The organism is Actinoplanes sp. CA-252034, from assembly GCF_050956125.1.
Taxonomy (GTDB): domain Bacteria; phylum Actinomycetota; class Actinomycetes; order Mycobacteriales; family Micromonosporaceae; genus Actinoplanes.
Map to the genome: position 1 here is coordinate 6,149,818 of NZ_CP191846.1, position 17,177 is coordinate 6,166,994.

Consider the following 17,177-nt stretch of genomic DNA (forward strand, 5'->3'; position numbering starts at 1 on the left):
ATGGACGCAACGTCATTGAAACGAACACCGCCATTCCGGATCGCACATCGTTCAGCAGAGACGGGGCGCCCCGAACTGCTCTGAGGTGCGAATACGTGGCGCGGGCTTATCGCTTAGGGACCTTTACTTTCGTCGATATGGCGCATAGCTTGATGCCATCCAGCGAAAGTTGTGAATTCCTGGACGACATCGCGACATCACCTTCCCCGACGAACGGCGTGCCGGACGGGACGAACTCCCACCACACTCCGTGATGTTGTGCTGCCGTCTCACGAGTGGAAGGAGACGCATGGACGACGCCGCTCTCTCGCGCCGTTCCCTGTTCGCCGCCGGCGCTGTCGGGCTCGCCGTGCCCGCGATCGGCGCGGCCGTGTCCTGGGACGCCGGCGCGGCACACGCGGGAGCGACCCGGAAGGTCACCATCTACGCCGAGGCCCTGCCGGGTGGGCTGTTCGGCTACGGGCTGGCACCGGGACAGGCCACCGTGCCCGGTCCGCTGCTCGAGATGTACGAGGGCGACACCCTCGAGATCACGCTGGTCAACACCACGAGCCAGCGACTGTCCATCCACGCGCACGGGGTCGACTACAGCACCGGCTCGGACGGCAGCCCGCTGCACGAGTCGTACAACAATCCGGGCGAGACCCGCACCTACGTGTGGCGGTCACGGGAGATGTTCGCCGCGGCCGGGCGCCGGTTCATGCCGGGCAGCGCCGGCTACTGGCACTACCACGACCACGCGATGGGCACCGACCACGGCACCGGCGGGGTGGCCAAGGGACTCTACGGCGCTCTGATCGTGCGGCGGCGCGGCGACATCCTGCCGGACAGGCAGTTCACCGTGGTCTTCCACGACATGACGATCAACAACAGGATGGCGCCGAACACACCGATGTTCGAGGCGAACCTCGGCCAGCGGGTCGAGTGGGTGGCCATCGGGCACGGCAACCTGTTCCACACCTTCCACCTGCACGCGCACCGCTGGGTCGACAACCGCACCGGCATGTTGGAGAGCGTCAGCGACCCCAGTCCGACGATCGACAACAAGGACCTCAACCCGGGCAGCTCGTTCGGGTTCCAGGTGATCGCCGGCGAGGGTGTCGGGCCGGGCGCCTGGATGTACCACTGCCACGTGCAGAACCACTCCGACGGCGGCATGTCCGGGCTCTTCCTGGTCCGCAACGCCGACGGCAGCATGCCGCCGGGCGCCGAGGAGGCGATCCACCGATTCCAGGGCCACACGCACACCACCACGTCGCAAAGCAACGACGATCATGGGGGGCACGGCGCATGAGATCGAAATCCACACCGGGGGTACGGCGAGCGCTCACCACCGCGGCCGCGGTACTCCTCGTCCTCACCGGATCAGCACAGGTCACGTCAGCGGTGGCGGCGGCGCCCGTCACTGCGGCGGCACCGCTCTCGGTGCTCGTCTTCCACGGTGAGGCCGCCGATCAGGACGACCCCGTCGCCAAGGCCGCGGCGACCATCGACGCGCTCGCGGACGCGGCCGGATTCACCGTCACCGAGTCCACCGACCCGGCCGTGTTCACGCCGGTGAGACTGGCCGCGCACCGGGCCGTGGTGTTCCTGTCGGCGACCGGCGCCGACCTCAGCAGGGACCAGGAGAGCGCGCTCCAGTCGTACATCAAAGGCGGTGGTGGTTTCGTCGGCATCGCCGACGCGGCCAAGGCGCAACTGGACTCGACCTGGTTCACCGGCCTGATCGGCACCCGCCCGGCCGGCTCGATCCCGGCCTCGGAACCGGTCAGCAAGGTCACCGCGAGCGGCGAGAACGCACCCAACGAGACCAAGGAGAAGCTGACCGACGCCGACAACAACACCAAGTGGCTGGTCCGCACGGCGACCGGCTGGGTGACCTACGAGCTGGCCGCCGCCAAGGCGATCACCGGGTACGCGCTGACGTCTGCCAACGACTTCCCCGGCCGGGACCCGAAGGACTGGACGCTGCAGGCCTCGGCCGACGGGCAGGCCTGGACCGAGGTCGACAAGCGGACCGGCCAGACGTTCCCGGACCGCTTCCAGACCCGCCGTTTCGACCTGTCGGCGCCGCAGAGCTTCCGGTTCTTCAAGCTGGACGTCACCGCCAACAGTGGTGAGCCGCTGATCCAGCTGGCGAACCTGCGGCTGTTCACCGCCGACTCGGTGGTCCCGCCGCCGCCCACGGTCAACCAGGCCGTCGTCGATGTGCTCGACACCCGGCACCCCTCCACCGCCGGCCTGCCGCGCACGATCACCCGTTCCGACCGCTGGTACAACTGGGACCCGAACCCGCTCGGCGCCGTGCACACCCTCGCGCAGGTCGAAGAGCGCCACTACAACGCCGGGACCAGCGCCAACGGGCCGTTCCACCCGGTCTCCTGGTGCCGTGACTACGACGGCGGCCGGTCCTTCTACACCGGCATGGGCCACACCGCGAGCGGCTACGACGAGGACGCCTTCCGCAAGCACCTGACCGGCGCCCTGAAGTGGGCCTCCGGCGTGGTGCGCGGCGACTGCCAGGCCACCATCGCCGCCAACTACCGGACCGAGCGGCTGACCGCGGCCAACCAGACCGGACAGCTCGACCAGATCGGCGAGCCGCACGGCCTGACCATCACGGGCGACGGCACCGTCCTCTACGTCGGCAAGGCCGCCTGCCCGAGTGGGCCGATCGTCAGCTGGGACGACCCGAAGGTGGGCCTGGGCTGCGGCACCATCCACTCGTGGAGCCCCCGCACCAAGCAGGTGAAGCTGCTGACCACGCTGCCGGTGATGGGCAACCGGGGCAGCGGCACCGAGCTGGTCAAGAACGAGGAGGGCCTGCTCGGCATCGTGCCGGACCCGAAGTTCGCCGAGAACGGCTGGCTCTACGTCTACTGGATGCCGCACGACTCGATCGACCGGACCAAGCGAACCGGCGACCGGACCGTCAGCCGGTTCACCTACGACCACACGGCGCAGACCATCGACCAGGCCAGCCGCAAGGACCTGCTGAGATTCCCGGTGCAGATCCACAGCTGCTGCCACGCCGGTGGTGGCATGGCCTTCGACTCCGCCGGCAACCTCTACATCGGCTCGGGTGACAACAACTCGTCCGAGGGCTCGCAGGGCTACTCCGGCAACAACTGGACCCAGGAGTACGCGGGCACCTCCTTCCAGGACGCGCGACGGACCTCCGGCAACACCAACGACCTGGCCGGGAAGATCATCCGCATCCACCCGGAGGCGGACGGCACCTACACGATCCCGCGGGGCAACCTGTTCCCGCCGGGCACCGAGAAGACCCGTCCCGAGATCTACGTGATGGGCGTGCGCAACATCGCCCGCCTGCAGATCGACCCGGAGACCGACTGGCTGACCGCCGGCTGGGTCGGCCCCGACGCCACCAACCCGAGCCCGGAGCTGGGCCCGGCCAAGTACGAGACGGCCACCATCATCACCTCGGCCGGCAACCAGGGCTGGCCGTACTGCATGGGCAACCGGCAGCCGTACCGGGACCGCAGCAGCACCGACGCCACGCAGCTCACCGGCTGGTACGACTGCGGCAACCTGCAGAACACCTCACCGCGCAACACCGGACTGGTCGACATCCCGCCGGCCCGCGACAACATGATCTGGTACGCCCCCGGTGGCGGCGGCCCGGTCTTCCCGCCCCGCGCCGACGGCAGCGGCATCCCCACCTACGTGGCCGCCGACGCCGTCTACACCCAGCCCTACCTGCGCGGTGGCGGCCAGGCCGTGATGTCCGGCCCGACCTACCACCACGACCTGGCCGACCCGAAGAGCACGGTGAAATGGCCGGTCTACTGGGACGACAAGTGGTTCATCGGCGACCAGTCGAACGCCGCCAACCGCATCGCCGTCACCGTCGACCCGGCCGGGGTGCCGCAGCAGAAGCCGCCGCCGTTCGCCGAGACGCTGCGCGCCATCCTGCCCGGCGGCAACGCCGACAACCGGCTGATGAGCTGGATGGACGCCAAGTTCGGCCCGGACGGGGCGCTCTACCTGCTCGACTATGGCGGCGGCTTCTTCAGCCTGCACGCCGCGCAGAAGCTGCTGCGGGTGACCTACACCGGCGGCCCTGCCACCCCGGCGCCGCAGGCGACCACGGTCGCCGTGCAGAACAAGCCGCTCACCTACGCCTTCACCGGCTCCCGCTCCGGCGGCGTCAGCCACCGCTGGGAGTTCGGCGACGGCACCAACGCGACCGACGCGGACCCGCGGCACGTCTACGCCAAGCCCGGCACCTACCAGGCCCGGCACACCGTCACCTACGCCGACGGCGAGACGGTAACCACCCCGGTCACCGTCGAGGTCGGCTGCTCGGTGCCGGACAAGCGGGCCACGGTGTGGCTCGGCGACACCGACACCGGCGTGCCGAGCAAGGCGGCCGGCGGCGGCTGCACTGTCAACGACCTGATCGACGACGAGAGCACCTGGCCGGATCACGACAGCTTCGTACGCCACGTGACGACCGTCGCCCGCGAGTACCTCGACACGCGTCAGGCCGGCACGCTGACCCGTGCCGCGGCCGCCTCGCCGATCGGCCGGCCGGGTCACACCGGATACGAGCCGCTGTTCGACGGCACCGCGGCCTCGCTGCGCGACTGGCAGCAGGCGCCGTCCGGATCGTTCACCATCCGGCCGGACGGCTCGCTGCGGCCCTCGGGCGGCCTGGGCATGCTCTGGCACACACGGGAGCTGGGCGACTTCTCGCTGAGACTGCAGTTCCAGGACGTCGCCCCGGGCACCGGCCGGGCCAACACCGGGGTGTTCACCCGGTTCCCGGATCCGCGGATCCCGCTCGCCGACCGCCCGGCCGGCAGCTGCGGCACGGTCGGCAGCGCCCGCACCTCGCAGGCCTGGGTGGCCATCTACTGCGGCCACGAGGTGCAGATCTACGACGGGGACACCGGCGAGCCGCAGAAGACCGGATCGATCTACAACTTCGACCCGGTGACCCTGGCCGACGCCCGGATCACCCCGAAGAGCCAGTGGAACGACTACGAGATCCGGGTCGTCGGGCAGCACTACACGATCATCCGCAACGGCGTGGTCATCAACGAGTTCGACAACACGCCCGGCAAGCAGTCGTCACGGGCCGGGGACCCGCCCACCGACCTGCGGCAGTTCCTGCGCGGCCACATCGGGCTCCAGAACCACGGCGACAGCGACATCGCCGAGTTCCGCAACGTCCGGGTGCGCGCCCTCTAGCGACAGTCAGGAAGGTCCCATGTCCTTTTCGATCGTTCTCCGGCGGGCCGGGGCGGCAGTGATCGTCATGCTGCTGGCCCTGCTCGCCGGGGCGACCCCACCAGCGGCCGCCGCACAGACCCTGACCTGGACCGCCGACGACGACATCACCCGGTACAAGTCCACACCGGCCACCGCGGTGGCCGGGGCGACCACCATCGTCTTCGAGAACAGCGCGGCCACCGGCAACACCACCGGGATGCCGCACACGCTGACCTTCGACACCAGCACAGAGGGCTACAACCACGACGTCACCCTCAACGTCCTGGCCAGCCCGTTCGACGTCAACAACGGCCGTCACCAGGCGACCGTAACCCTCACCCCCGGCAAGTACCGGTACTTCTGCACCATCCCCGGGCACAGCACGATGGTCGGCGAGCTGACCGTCACGTCCGGCAACCCGGACCCGGACACCACGGCTCCCACGGTCACCGCCGCCGTCACCGGCAACCGCGACAACCAGGGCGCCTACGTCGGCTCGGCCACCGTGACGGTCACCGCCACCGACACCGGCTCGGGGGTACGCACGGTCGAGTACCAGGTCGACGACACCAGCTGGACACCGTACTCGGCCCCGGTCGCGGTCACCGCCGTCGGCGACCACGCGGTGCAGTTCCGGGCCACCGACAACGCGGGCAACACGTCGGCGGCCGGGTCGACGGCGTTCCGGGTGGTCTCGGGCCAGCCGCAGGACACCACCGCACCGGTGGTGTCCGGGCAGGTCACCGGCAACCGTGACACCGCCGGCAACTACCTCGGCACGGCCACCACCACGCTCACCGCCACCGACACCGGCGGCTCCGGGGTGGCCCGCATCGAGTACCAGCTGGACGGCGGCGCGTGGAACCCCTACGGCTCGCCGGTCGTGGTGAGCACGGTCGGGGCGCACATGCTGCACTACCGGGCCACCGACAACGCCGGCAACACGTCGGCCGAGCAGATGGCGCACTTCACGATCGTCGCGCCGCCGGTCGAGGACACCACCGCGCCGACGGTCACCGCCACGGTGAGCGGTGAGCGGGCCGGCAACGGCGACTACCTGGGCACGGCGACCGTCACCGTCACGGCGGCCGACGCCGGGTCCGGGGTGAGGACGGTCGAGTACCGGCTCGACGACGGGGCGTGGACGGCGTACACCGTGCCCGTGGCCGTCACGGCGATCGGCGCGCACACCGTCCGCTACCGGGCGGCGGACAACGCCGGGAACACCGCGGCGGAGAAGTCGGCCGCCTTCACCGTCGCCGACCGGGGCAGCGACGCCTGCCCCGACTCCGACACCCGCGACACCGTCGTCATCGACGGCTTCGACACCCGGGTGCGCAACACCGACACCGGCAACGGCTGCACCATCAACGACCTGATCGCCGAGCGGGCGGTCTATCCCACCCACGCCGCCTTCGTGCGGCACGTGGAAGCCGTCACGACCACGCTGGTCACGGCGGGCAAGCTCACCCAGCGGCAGGCGGGGACCATCGTCCGCGCCGCGGCGGCATCGGACAAGGGAGTACACGCATGAGGCTCATCGCCGCCACCTTCAGCGCCGTCATCCTCACCACCGCGCTCACCGGCGTTCCGGCCGGAGCCGCTCTCGTCACGCACTGCATCGGCACGGGCGGGGCGGTCACCGTACCCAATGATCTGCTCGTCCCGGCCGGGGAGTCCTGCGACCTGGCCGGCACGATCATCACCGGGAACGTCAGCGTCGCCGCCGGCGCCAACCTGGTCATCGACGGCGGCCGCGTCGACGGCGAGATCAGGGTCGCCGCCGACGGCTACCTGGACGCCTCCGGCAGCACGGTCGCCGGATCGGTGATCCTCGCCGCCGGCGGCTACGGCCTCTACCTCAAGGACGCCTCGACCGGATCGGTGACGGTACGCCCCAAGGGCACCGCCACCATCGACGGCTTCCTGTTCGCCGAGGCCACCACGATCACCGGCTCGGTCAACGCCCAGGCCGGCGAGGTGCGCCTCGACCGGGGCAGCGAGGTGTCCGGCGGGCTCAGCACCAACAACACCCACTACACCGACGTGCACGACTCGTTCGTCGACGGGGTGCTGTCCGTGCTGAACAGCTCCACCGGCACCGTGGTCTGCGGCGGCTCCGTCCGCGGCCGGTCCACCTTCTCCGGCAACCTCGGCGGGGTGCAGCTCGGCCCGAACGGCGGCCTCGACAGCTGCGCGTCCGGCGGCTTCTTCGGGCGCGACGTCAGCATCACCAGCACCACCGGCGGCGTCACCGTCGACGACACCATCATCGACGGCGCGCTCACCGTGACCGGCAACACCCCGGTCGCCAAGATCGCGACCAACAACCGCATCCGCGGCGGCGTCATCGGCGAGCAGGCGCCCGCCGGCACGGCGTCGGCACAGCGGCGGGCCGCGCTCACCGCCGCGGACCGCGAGGAGGCCGGCGACCGCCGTGCCGAGCAGCGGCGGACGGCAGCCGAGACCGAGGCCGCGGCCGCGGGCAAGGCCGACCTGTAGTCAGTCCCGCGGGCCGGGCGCCGCGTCGGCGTCCGGCCCCAGGGCCTTGGCCATGATCTGCTCACGGCGCAGCCCGTCGGGCATCAGATCGCCGGGTTCGCCGGTCTCGCGGAACCCGGCCCGCCGGTACAGCGCGACCGCGTGGTCGTTGCCCTCGGCGACGGCCAGGCGCAGTGTGTGGGCGCCACATTCCCGGGCCCACCGCTCCACCGCCGCCACCAGCAGGTCCCCGACACCACGGCCACGCCCGGCCGGTGCGACGTACATCGAGATCAGCTCGACGGCCCCGTCCTCGCCGGCCGGCACCCCACTGGCCATCGCCACCGCCTGCCCGTCGAGGGTCGCCACCACGTTGTACGAGCCCGGGATCGCCAGCCGGTCACGCCAGCGCTCCTCCCGGTCGCCGTCGCCCTGCCAGTCCGCCAGCTGCGAGCCGAAGGCGTAGGCGGCCTCGGTGAGCGCGCCGAGCCGCAGCTCCCGCCAGGTCTTCCAGTCGTCCGTGGTGAGCACCCGGGTCGCGATCATGCGTGCAGGCTGCCGCACCGGCGCAATCCGGACAACCGGATATCCCAGCGGCGTAACGTGGGCGGCATGCGGAGGCGATGGCTGTTCGCGGACCAGCTCGGGCCACACTTCCTCGACGACCCCGGGCAGCCGGCTCTACTGATCGAGTCGAAAGCCGTCTTCCGGCGGCGGGCCTTCCACCGGCAGAAGGCGCACCTCGTGCTCTCCGCCCTACGGCACCGCGCGCGGGACGGCGACGTGCGGCTGGTGCGCGCGGAGACGTACGCCGAGGTGATCGACGAGCCGTTGACCGTCTGCCATCCCACCTCGCGTGCCGCCCGCGGCCTGGTCCGGCGTCTGCCGGGCGTCGAGATGCTGCCGCCGCGCGGTTTCGTCACCGCGCCGGCGGATTTCACGGCGTGGGCCGACGGCCGCGACCACCTGCGGCTGGAGGACTTCTACCGGCACGCCCGGCGGCTGCACGGCGTGCTGATGGACGGTGGCGAGCCGGCCGGCGGCCGCTGGAACCTGGACACCGACAACCGGCAACCCCCACCGCGCCGCGCCCGGACGCTCGGCGTGCCGGCGCCGCCGCCGATCATCGAGGACGACATCGACCAGGAGGTACGCGCGGAGCTGGACCGCTGGCAGCACGACGACGGCATCGAGTTCGTCGGCGCGGACGGCCCCCGCCTGTTCCCGGCGACCCGGCAGGAGGCGCTGGCCCGGCTGCGGCACTTCGTCGAGCACCGGCTGCCGGAGTTCGGCCCCTACGAGGACGCGATGCTCGCCGACGATCCGTGGATGGCGCACAGCCTGCTCAGCCCGGCGATCAACCTCGGCCTGCTCGACCCGGTGGAGGTGATCGAGGAGGCCGAGCACGCCTACCGGTCCGGGGCGGCGCCGCTGGCCGGGGTGGAGGGGTTCATCCGGCAGATCCTCGGCTGGCGTGACTTCGTCTGGCACCTGTACTGGTATTTCGAGCCGGACTACCGGGCCGCCAACGAGCTGCACGCCCGCAAGGAGCTGCCGAAGTGGTTCGCCGAGCTGAACGCCGGCGCGGTCGGGGCGCGCTGCCTGTCCGACGTGCTCGCCGGGGTTCGTGATCGTGGCTGGGTGCACCACATCCCGCGACTCATGGTGCTCGGCAACTACGCGATGCAGCGCGGCTGGCGGCCCGGGGCGGTGGCCGACTGGTTCCACCGCTGCTTCGTCGACGGCTACGAGTGGGTGATGACCGCGAACGTCGTCGGGATGAGCCAGTACGCCGACGGCGGCCGGATGAGCAGCAAACCGTATGCGGCCGGGGGCGCCTACGTGAACCGGATGAGCGACTACTGCCGGGGCTGCCGTTACGACCCGAAGGTGCGGTCGGGGCCGGACGCGTGCCCGTACACCGCCGGGTACTGGAGTTTCCTGGCCCGCCACGAACGCGAGCTGGCCGGCAACCACCGGATGGCCCAGCCGTTGCGCGGGCTGGGCCGGCTCACCGACCTGGACGCCCTGGTCGAGCAGGAGAGGGCCCGCGGCTCCCGCGCCCCGTGACCGTGTCACGGACCGTGGGGGCGAGCGCGTCGGCGATGACCGCGTAACCGGCGCTGGACGGATGGAACCGGTCGGCGCTGAACAGCGCGGGGTCGGCGGCGAACGCGGAAGACGTGACGGCGTCGATGTCGGCGATCCTCGCGCCGGCCGCGGCCGCCGCCCGGGTCTGCTCCTGCCGCAGTGCCCGGCTGCCGGTGCTGACGAGCATCCGCATCTGCGGCGGCACCCACGGCACGACGCTGAGGTCCGGCGCCGGCGCCAGCACGACCTCCGCCCCGGCCTCGCGCAGGCGCCGGACGGCGTCGCCGAGCAGCGTCCCGGCCTGCCGCGGCGGAACCAGGTGGGTGAGGTCGTTCGCCCCGATGACGATCAGGGCCAGATCGGGCGCCCGGACGACGGCACGGGCGACCTGGGCGGCCAGACCGCGGCTGTCGGCACCGGGCACGGCGTGCACGCGCAGGTCGACGGCGTGCCCGTCGCGGGTCAGGACCGCGGTCAGCCGGGCGCCGAGGGTGTCGGCCGGCCGTGCGGCGCCCTGCCCGTACGCGATGGAGTCCCCGAGGACGGCGAAGGCAAGTGTCACAGCGGGTTTCAACGCCGTCCGCGCCGGTCTACATTCCCCGCACCCACGTCCCGGAGGCCTGCACGGCCAGCATCAGACAGGAGCGGACCGGGTCGCCGTCCACCACCACCGCGCAGGCGCCGCAGGTCCCGTCCGTACAGGCCACGCGACATCCGGCGACTCCACACTCGGCGGACAGCACCTCCGCGAGGGTCCGGCCGGGCTCCACATCGAGGTCATGCCGGGCGCCGTCGACGACAAGCCTCACCCGCACCGGCCGGCTCCCTGCCGCGCGTGGCGGAGCGCCCGCCGGGCCAGTACCTGATACGCGCGCCTGTGGCCGGGGCGGCTCGCGTCGTCGTCGAGCCGCCGGGTGTCCTGCTCGGCGGCGATCCCGGCGGCCGCGGCGATCGCGGGGTCCGAGAGAGTGGTCCCGAGCAGGGCGTTCTCGGCGGCGACGGCGCGTACCGGATGGGGTCCGGAATTGACCAGGCAGACCGCGGCCGCGCTGACCACGCCGCCGGTCACGGTGATCGCGGCCATGGCCGCCGCCTGGGGGTAGATCGAAGAGCGCCGGTCCTCGGCGTATCCGATGCCGGTGCCGTCGGGCAGGGTCGGCAGGTGGGCCTCGACCAGCAGCTCGTCGGGGCGGCGGGCGGTGGTGAACGGGGCGGTGAAGAAGTCGACGGCCGGCACCGTGCGTCGCCCCTCCGGCCCCTGCAGCACCAGTCGCGCGCCGACGGTCACCGCCACGGCAGGCCACTCGGCGGCCGGATGGGCGTAGGCGAGACTGCCGAGCATCGTCCCGCGGGCCCGGATCGGCGGGTGCCCGATGTGGCCTACCACCAGGCGCAGCAGGTCGCCGAGCGGGCCGCCGACCGTGCCCGACTCGAAGACGCGATGCCGCACGAGAGGCCCCACCCGCAGATGGCCGCCCGACTCGGCGAGCGTGTCGAGCCCGCTGACCCGGTTGATGTCGACCAGCCGGCACGGCGGCGCGCCCGGCTGCGTCACCACCGGGACGAGGCTCTGCCCGCCGGCCAGCACCGACGTCTCCCCGTCGGCCAGCGCGGCCAGCACCTCGTCGACACTCCGCGCGGCGATGTACTCCACGGCCGCAGACTTCATCGGCGTCGCTCCTCCCGGATCGGTGCAGGGGTGTATCGACCGGCGTGCCCCGCGGTAAACCTCGAACCTCCAAAGAGGCCGGTTTTCCCTGGACGTGACACTCCGTGAGCCCGGCGGCAGGATACCGATGTCCGACCGGACACGCCGCCCCCTCAGCGCGGCGTGTCCGGGGAGGCCGGCGCCCGGGTGGGCGGGGCATCGGGCAGAATCCGGTGATGGCCACTGTCGACGAGATCGTCGCTGCGCTCGCCGACGTTCCCGCCGCGGACCGGGTGGGCTGGCGGTTCGCCGACGAGCTGAGCCGCCTCGACGAGCCGGTCCGGGCGCCGGAGCAGCCGGTTCCGGAGTGGTTCCGGCAGGGCGTCCAGCGTGTGATCGGCTGGCTGGCCACCTCGTGGCCGCAACGGCCGCTGTTCCGGGCGGTCCGGGCGCTGGACCGGGCAAAGGTCGTCACCCCGGAGCACGACGACGCGTACGTCCTGGCGATGGTGTCCGCGCTCGGGGACCGCACCGACGCCGCCCACCGGCTCGACGCCCTCCGCTCCGACGGCGAACTGCGCGACACATTGCTGTGGCGGGTGTTCGAGGTCGAGGGCGGCGGCGAGGTCAGTCTCACCAACGTCGACAAGTACAGCCGGCCGGGCTGTGGGTGGGCCGACGCGTTCCGGGTCCTGGTCGCCGACGGGACCCTGCCCCGCGATCGGGTGCTGAGCAGCTGCCTGGCCGCGCTGGGCCGGGACTTCAGCGCCTACCGGGCCGGGTTCTTCTCGCAGTTGTTCGACTCGCTGGCACCGACCGGCGAGGAGGTCGCGGCCGCTCAGCACCGGCTGCTGCGGCTGCTCTCCGCAACGGTCGCGCCGACGGCCGCATTCGCCACCCGGCATCTGGCCACGATCGGCCTCGACGAGCAGGCGCTCCTCGACGCGTGCCCGCCCGCGCTGGTGGTGCCGGCGAAGAACACGCCGCTGACCCTCCTGCGCCTGGTCACCGCCGCCGCCCGACGACATCCGGAGCGGGCCGCGCAGGTGGCCGCGATCGCGCTCGAGCACCGGCACCGCGACGTGCAGAGGGCCGCGCTCACCCTGCTGCGCGATCTGGGCGCCGGTGACCTCGTCGCCGACCGCCTCGACCTGCTCGAACCGTCGGTGGCCCAGCAGGCCTCGGCGTGGTTCGGCCTGACCGCAGCCCCGGTGCGGACCGGCCCGGCCGGCGACTCGGCGCCGCCCGGGCAGACCCGCGAGGCAGAGGGCCCGCACGGTCTCCCGGGCGACGACACGACATCGCCGGCGGCGCCGACACCCCGACAACCTGGCGGGCGTACGGCCGGAGAACGCGCCGCCGCCCTGCTGGCCGGGGAGACCGATCCGTGGGAGATCGAGCAGTTCCTGGCCGAGGTCGCCGCCGGCCGGGGTGCCGCGGAGCTGCGCAGACCCGCCCGGCGCGCGTTCGAGCGCACCGGCGACCTGCGGCACGTGGTCGCCGCGCTGCTGCTGGGCGAACGGCCGCACCTGCACCACGCCGGTTTCCTGGCCGCACGGATCCACGAGATCCACACCCGTACCGGCCCGGTGTCCCTGCTCGCCACACCGACCGACCCGCGGGGCTGGCTGGACCCGGCGGAGCTCGTCCACCGGCTGTCCGGCACCACCGGGCCGCTGCGCCACGACCTGATCGCCGCCCTGCTCCGGCTGCATCCCGACGGGCGTGACACCGCGCTGCGTGCCGCCCACGCGCTGCCCGGCGACGTGGGAGCAGCCGTCCGGTACGCCCTGGGCGGCGACCCGGCCGCGATCGGCGACCATGCGATCTGGGTGGCCGCGGCCCGTACCCGTGCCCCGCTCGACGACGACCCGCACCTGATCGCGGCCGGGCTCACCGGTGCCGGCCGGGGCCACGCCGCCGGGCTGACCCTGCGCCTGACCTCGACGTCGCACCGCTACGAGGTGGAGAAGGGGTGGCGCACCTTCCTCACCTGGGAGCCGCACATCGACGTCGACCGGCCGTCCGACGTCGGCAAGGACCAGCCGACCGTGCCCGACCCGCGCGACCAGGGCAGTGACCTGGTCCGATGGCAGGCGCAGATCTGGCCGCACGACGCCGAGACGCTGATCGCGCCGGAGATCCGCTGGGCGATGTGGTCGGCGTACGCCGAGAACGACGGCCGCACCCTGGACCGGGTCGAGGCGGTGGCCGCCCACCCGGGCCGGCTGGGGCCGATGGCCGCGGCGGTGGTGGCCGCGGCGCTCACCGCCCAGGACGCGGCCTGCCGCATCCGGGCCGCGGAGGTGCTCACGGCCCTGGTGCCGGGGCGGATCCCCGCCGAGGTGATGGCCGGCGCGATGGCGCTACTGGCCGGGCACGCCACGGCGACCCGGTGGGCGGCGGCGCTGCGCAACACCGGGCAGCCGCACACGGTGATCGCCGTCCTCGGCGCGCTGCTGCCGCAACTCTCCCGCGATCACCCGGGTCTGCACGCGCTGGTCGTGGCGTTGTTGGAGGAGTGTGTACGGGTGTCGGCCGTACCGCCGGAGGGTCTTCGTCCGTGGCTGCTCGGGTTCGCCGGGTCGTCGAAGGCCGCGCGGACCGCCCGTGAGCTGCTGGCGCTGGGGGTGTCGTGACCGTCGAGCAGCTGTACCGCTACCGTCACCCGTCGGTCCTCGACGGTGGTGGCCTGCGGCTGGCCACGTCGGGTGGGCCGGTCGACCACCCGTACTTCTTCGAGGGCCTGATCGAACGGCCACCGGTCGTCGCCGCCGGCCTGCTGGCCGTGGCCCGGGTGGCGCGGACCCGGTTCTACACGCCGCCGGGCATGCTCGCCGCGATCCTGCGTGCCGCCGACCCGATCGTGACCAGCGACGGCATGTTGCTGCGGTTCGAGAGTCTCTCCGCCGACTGCGGGGTGTACGCCCGGCTGGACGTGCTGCCGGACGGCCTGGACCGGGCGCCGCGGGCGCGCGGGGCCACGAACGTCGACTTCAACGACACGATGCGCAGCACGCTCGCCGGGGTGTCCGGCGCCGACCCGATGCACCTGGCCGTCGGCGAGGACGGGGTCCGCGTGCGCACGCTGGACGGCGAAGCGGTCGAACGCCGGGTCCCGTTGCCGGATCGTTGGGTGCGCAGCCTGGCCGAACTGGGCGTGATCGCCCGTGCGATGCGGCCGGCCGCCGTCCACGCGCCCGCTCACCTGCGCCGCCTCCTGCAGAGCCGGTCACGCGGCCCCCGGCCCGGAGCGGTGTTGCATGTCGTCCCCGCTCCCGGCGGTCCCCGGCTGGCGACCGCCCCGGCGCCGGGGAGTGTCGCGGTGGCCGGGCTGGACCGGCTGCGCGTGGTGGAGCCGCTGCTGCGGCACGCCACCGCGGTCCGGACGTTCGGCCTCGGCACCGGCAGCGCCTGGCTGCTGGAGATGCCGACGGCCCGGCTGACCGTGCTGCTCAGCCCGGCGGTGAGCCGTGGCTTCTCCGGCGAGGGCGGCCTGCTCGACGTCTCCGCCGGCGAGGACGGCTCGCTCCACGAGGGGCCCGCCGGCAGCGGCGGCTTCGACCTGGCCGACGGCACGCCGTTCGAGCGGGAGCTGCCGCTGGACGCCCGCGTGGCCTACGCCGACCAGCCCCGGCTGCGGGACGCCCGGGCGCTGGCCGAGGCGGGCGCGGTACGGCCCGGCCCGGATCACACGGTCGTCGAGAGCGGCGGCACCGCCTACACGGTCCGCCGGGCCCCGGCCGGCGAGCGGTGCACGTGCGCCTGGTTCGCCACCCACGGCCTGGACCGTGGCCCCTGCAAACACATCCTCGCGGCCCGCCTCGTCCGAGGACGGGCGTCCTCCGCCGGTTGACTCTCCGGTGACCTGAGGGCCGAAGCTGTGGGGGTGAACGGTGATGATCTGCTCAACATCGGCGCGTTCGCCTCGGCGACCGGGCTGACCATTCCCGCGCTGCGCCACTACGACGAGATCGGGCTGATCCGGCCCGCCCGGGTCGACCCGGGGACCGGGTACCGGCGGTACCGGCGGGACCAGATCGACGGGGCCCGGCTGGTCTGTGGGCTTCGTGCCATGGGTGTGCCGGTCGACGAGGTCCGTGCCGTGGTGGGGCGGCCGGCGGAGCACGTGCGGCCGGCGCTGGACTCCCACCGGGAGCGGCTGGTCGCGCAACTGCGAGAGGTGTCGCAGCGGATCGCCGCCGTCGACGAGCTCATCGAGAGGGGAACCGCCGTGCCCGTACCGCAGGATGTCCGTCCCGTGCAGATCCGCGTGCCGGTCGCCGACGTGCCGAAGGCGGCCGCGTTCTACACGGCCGCCTTCGACGTCGTCTTCAACGAGTCGATCTCGTCGTTGCAGTTCGGCACCTACCGCAGCGACCGGTTCTTCCTGATCACGCTCGACGAGCACGGCCCGGAAGCGGCTCACGGCGGCGTACGGTTCGGGCTGCTCGTCGCCGATCTGGAGGCGGCACACCACCGGGCCGTCGAAGCGGGCGGGGCCGTCGTCGCGCCGCCGGCCGACTACGCGTGGAAACCCCGGACGTCCGCCGTCCGTGATCCGGACGGCAACATCATCGACCTCACACAGGGCTGACCGGCCGGGCGGGACGCGAGCTACCATCGCCGGATGCCTGAGCGTGGCCAACTGATGCGTACGCTGGTCGCTCTCGCCGTGACGCTGGTCGCGGGGGCGGCCCTGCTGTTCGGCGCGCCCGCTCGATCGGGGACCCCGCAGCCGCTGTCGGTGGGGGCGGCCTGGCCGCAGGCGCAGCGGGGCAGCGTGGCGTCGCATCTTCCGGACGGCAGCCTGTACACGCCGGGGCTGTTCCTCGACGCGCGCACCTCCGCCGGAACGGCACGGACGCCGGACAACCGGTTCCTGAGCCTGGTCGTCGTCGAGGCGGACGGGACGGTGCGGCGGTTGCGGCGGGTGCCGTCGGCCGACCGGAGCCCGTTCACGGCGCTGACCAGCTCCGGCGACACCCTCGTGTGGGTGGAGACGGTCAAGGGCGAGCCGCAGCTGTGGACCGGCGACCGCACGGCGAGGACGACGGCCCGGCAGCTCACCGACGATGTGGGTGAGCTGCGGTTGTATGACTCGGAGTACGACCTGACCATCGTCGACGGCATCGTGCGGTGGGCGGCGGCCGACGGGGACGGCACGGAGTTCCGGTCGGTGGCCGTGACCGGCGGGGCGGTGAAGGTGCAGCGGGAGGCCGGTGACTGGGGTCTGTCGGCGTGGCCGTGGGCGGTCGACGGGCAGACCGCGGCCACCGGGGCGAGCACCCTGCGCAATCTGAGCACCGGGCAGAGCGTGGCCGTGCCGACGGGGCGGCGCTCGGTCACCGCGTGCAGCCCGGCGTGGTGCGAGATCGTGTCGATCAACGAGGAGGGCGACACCCGGATCGAGCTGTCCCACCCGGACGGGTCGGCCCGCCGTACGGTCGCCGAGGGGCAGGTCGGCACGGTGATCAGCGACGTGGTGGTGCTGGACCGGTTCGAGGTGATGGGGCGGGTCGGGCCGCAGTCGGAGCTGAGCGGCAATCAGGAGCTGCTCGTCCACGACCTCACCGACCGCAGCACGGTGCTGGTCAGCCCGGACGCCGCCGACATCTCCTACCGCGGCGGCGTGCTGTGGTGGTCGACCGGTGACCGCAACTCGTACGTCCGCAACGCGCTGGATCTGCGCACCATCTGACGGCGGGGCGGCGGCCCG

Annotated in this window: 12 protein-coding genes and 1 pseudogene; 9 read left to right on the plus strand and 4 right to left on the minus strand. The window is 72.8% G+C overall.

Annotated elements, in window-relative coordinates:
• The first annotated feature begins 289 nt into the window (after positions 1–289).
• From ACQPZW_RS28380 to ACQPZW_RS28395, 4 genes and pseudogenes are all read left to right on the plus strand, one after another.
• A complete protein-coding gene (locus tag ACQPZW_RS28380; protein ID WP_433789079.1) occupies positions 290–1,294 on the plus strand; it encodes a multicopper oxidase domain-containing protein in 1,005 nt (334 codons plus the stop codon).
• Complete coding sequence (locus ACQPZW_RS28385) at positions 1,291–5,217, plus strand: ThuA domain-containing protein (RefSeq protein WP_433789080.1); 3,927 nt, start codon at positions 1,291–1,293, stop codon at positions 5,215–5,217. Before ACQPZW_RS28380 ends, ACQPZW_RS28385 begins: the two co-directional genes overlap by 4 nt.
• A gap of 112 nt (positions 5,218–5,329) precedes the next feature.
• Positions 5,330–6,460, plus strand: a pseudogene (locus ACQPZW_RS28390) (OmpL47-type beta-barrel domain-containing protein); the annotation flags it as partial.
• Positions 6,461–6,768: 308 nt separating this feature from the next.
• Positions 6,769–7,740, plus strand: a complete 972-nt coding sequence (locus ACQPZW_RS28395) for a hypothetical protein (RefSeq protein ID WP_433789081.1) — start codon at positions 6,769–6,771, stop codon at positions 7,738–7,740.
• On the opposite strand, the gene ACQPZW_RS28400 is transcribed toward ACQPZW_RS28395, so the two are convergent.
• On the minus strand, positions 7,741–8,265 hold the full coding sequence (locus ACQPZW_RS28400; protein WP_433789082.1) for an N-acetyltransferase family protein: 525 nt from the start codon (positions 8,263–8,265) through the stop codon (positions 7,741–7,743).
• Between the two features lie 66 nt (positions 8,266–8,331).
• On the opposite strand from ACQPZW_RS28400, the gene ACQPZW_RS28405 reads away from it, so the two are divergent.
• On the plus strand, positions 8,332–9,789 hold the full coding sequence (locus tag ACQPZW_RS28405; RefSeq protein ID WP_433789083.1) for a cryptochrome/photolyase family protein: 1,458 nt from the start codon (positions 8,332–8,334) through the stop codon (positions 9,787–9,789).
• Here ACQPZW_RS28405 and ACQPZW_RS28410 read toward each other — a convergent pair.
• From ACQPZW_RS28410 to ACQPZW_RS28420, 3 genes are read right to left on the minus strand one after another with little or no spacing between them, the layout of a single operon-like run.
• A complete protein-coding gene (locus ACQPZW_RS28410; protein WP_433789084.1) occupies positions 9,731–10,372 on the minus strand; it encodes an SGNH/GDSL hydrolase family protein in 642 nt (213 codons plus the stop codon). The genes ACQPZW_RS28405 and ACQPZW_RS28410 overlap by 59 nt on opposite strands.
• 28 nt (positions 10,373–10,400) lie before the next feature.
• Entirely contained in the window at positions 10,401–10,625 is a 225-nt protein-coding gene (locus ACQPZW_RS28415; protein WP_433789085.1) for a 2Fe-2S iron-sulfur cluster-binding protein, read from the minus strand.
• Positions 10,616–11,479 (minus strand): FAD binding domain-containing protein, encoded by an 864-nt coding sequence (locus ACQPZW_RS28420; RefSeq protein WP_433789086.1) that lies wholly within the window; start codon positions 11,477–11,479, stop codon positions 10,616–10,618. Before ACQPZW_RS28420 ends, ACQPZW_RS28415 begins: the two co-directional genes overlap by 10 nt.
• Before the next feature lie 215 nt (positions 11,480–11,694).
• Between ACQPZW_RS28420 and ACQPZW_RS28425 the strand changes: the two genes are divergently transcribed.
• From ACQPZW_RS28425 to ACQPZW_RS28440, 4 genes are read left to right on the plus strand one after another with little or no spacing between them, the layout of a single operon-like run.
• Positions 11,695–14,097 carry a DUF6493 family protein gene (locus ACQPZW_RS28425; RefSeq protein WP_433789087.1) on the plus strand — a complete coding sequence of 801 codons (2,403 nt, stop codon included), beginning with the start codon at positions 11,695–11,697 and terminating at the stop codon, positions 14,095–14,097.
• Positions 14,094–15,314 (plus strand): SWIM zinc finger family protein, encoded by a 1,221-nt coding sequence (locus ACQPZW_RS28430; RefSeq protein ID WP_433789088.1) that lies wholly within the window; start codon positions 14,094–14,096, stop codon positions 15,312–15,314. The genes ACQPZW_RS28425 and ACQPZW_RS28430 overlap by 4 nt, the downstream gene beginning before the upstream one ends.
• 33 nt (positions 15,315–15,347) lie before the next feature.
• Complete coding sequence (locus ACQPZW_RS28435; RefSeq protein ID WP_433789089.1) at positions 15,348–16,055, plus strand: MerR family transcriptional regulator; 708 nt, start codon at positions 15,348–15,350, stop codon at positions 16,053–16,055.
• Between the two features lie 33 nt (positions 16,056–16,088).
• Positions 16,089–17,159, plus strand: coding sequence for a hypothetical protein (locus ACQPZW_RS28440; RefSeq protein WP_433789090.1), 1,071 nt, complete (start codon positions 16,089–16,091; stop codon positions 17,157–17,159).
• Positions 17,160–17,177: the final 18 nt, after the last annotated feature.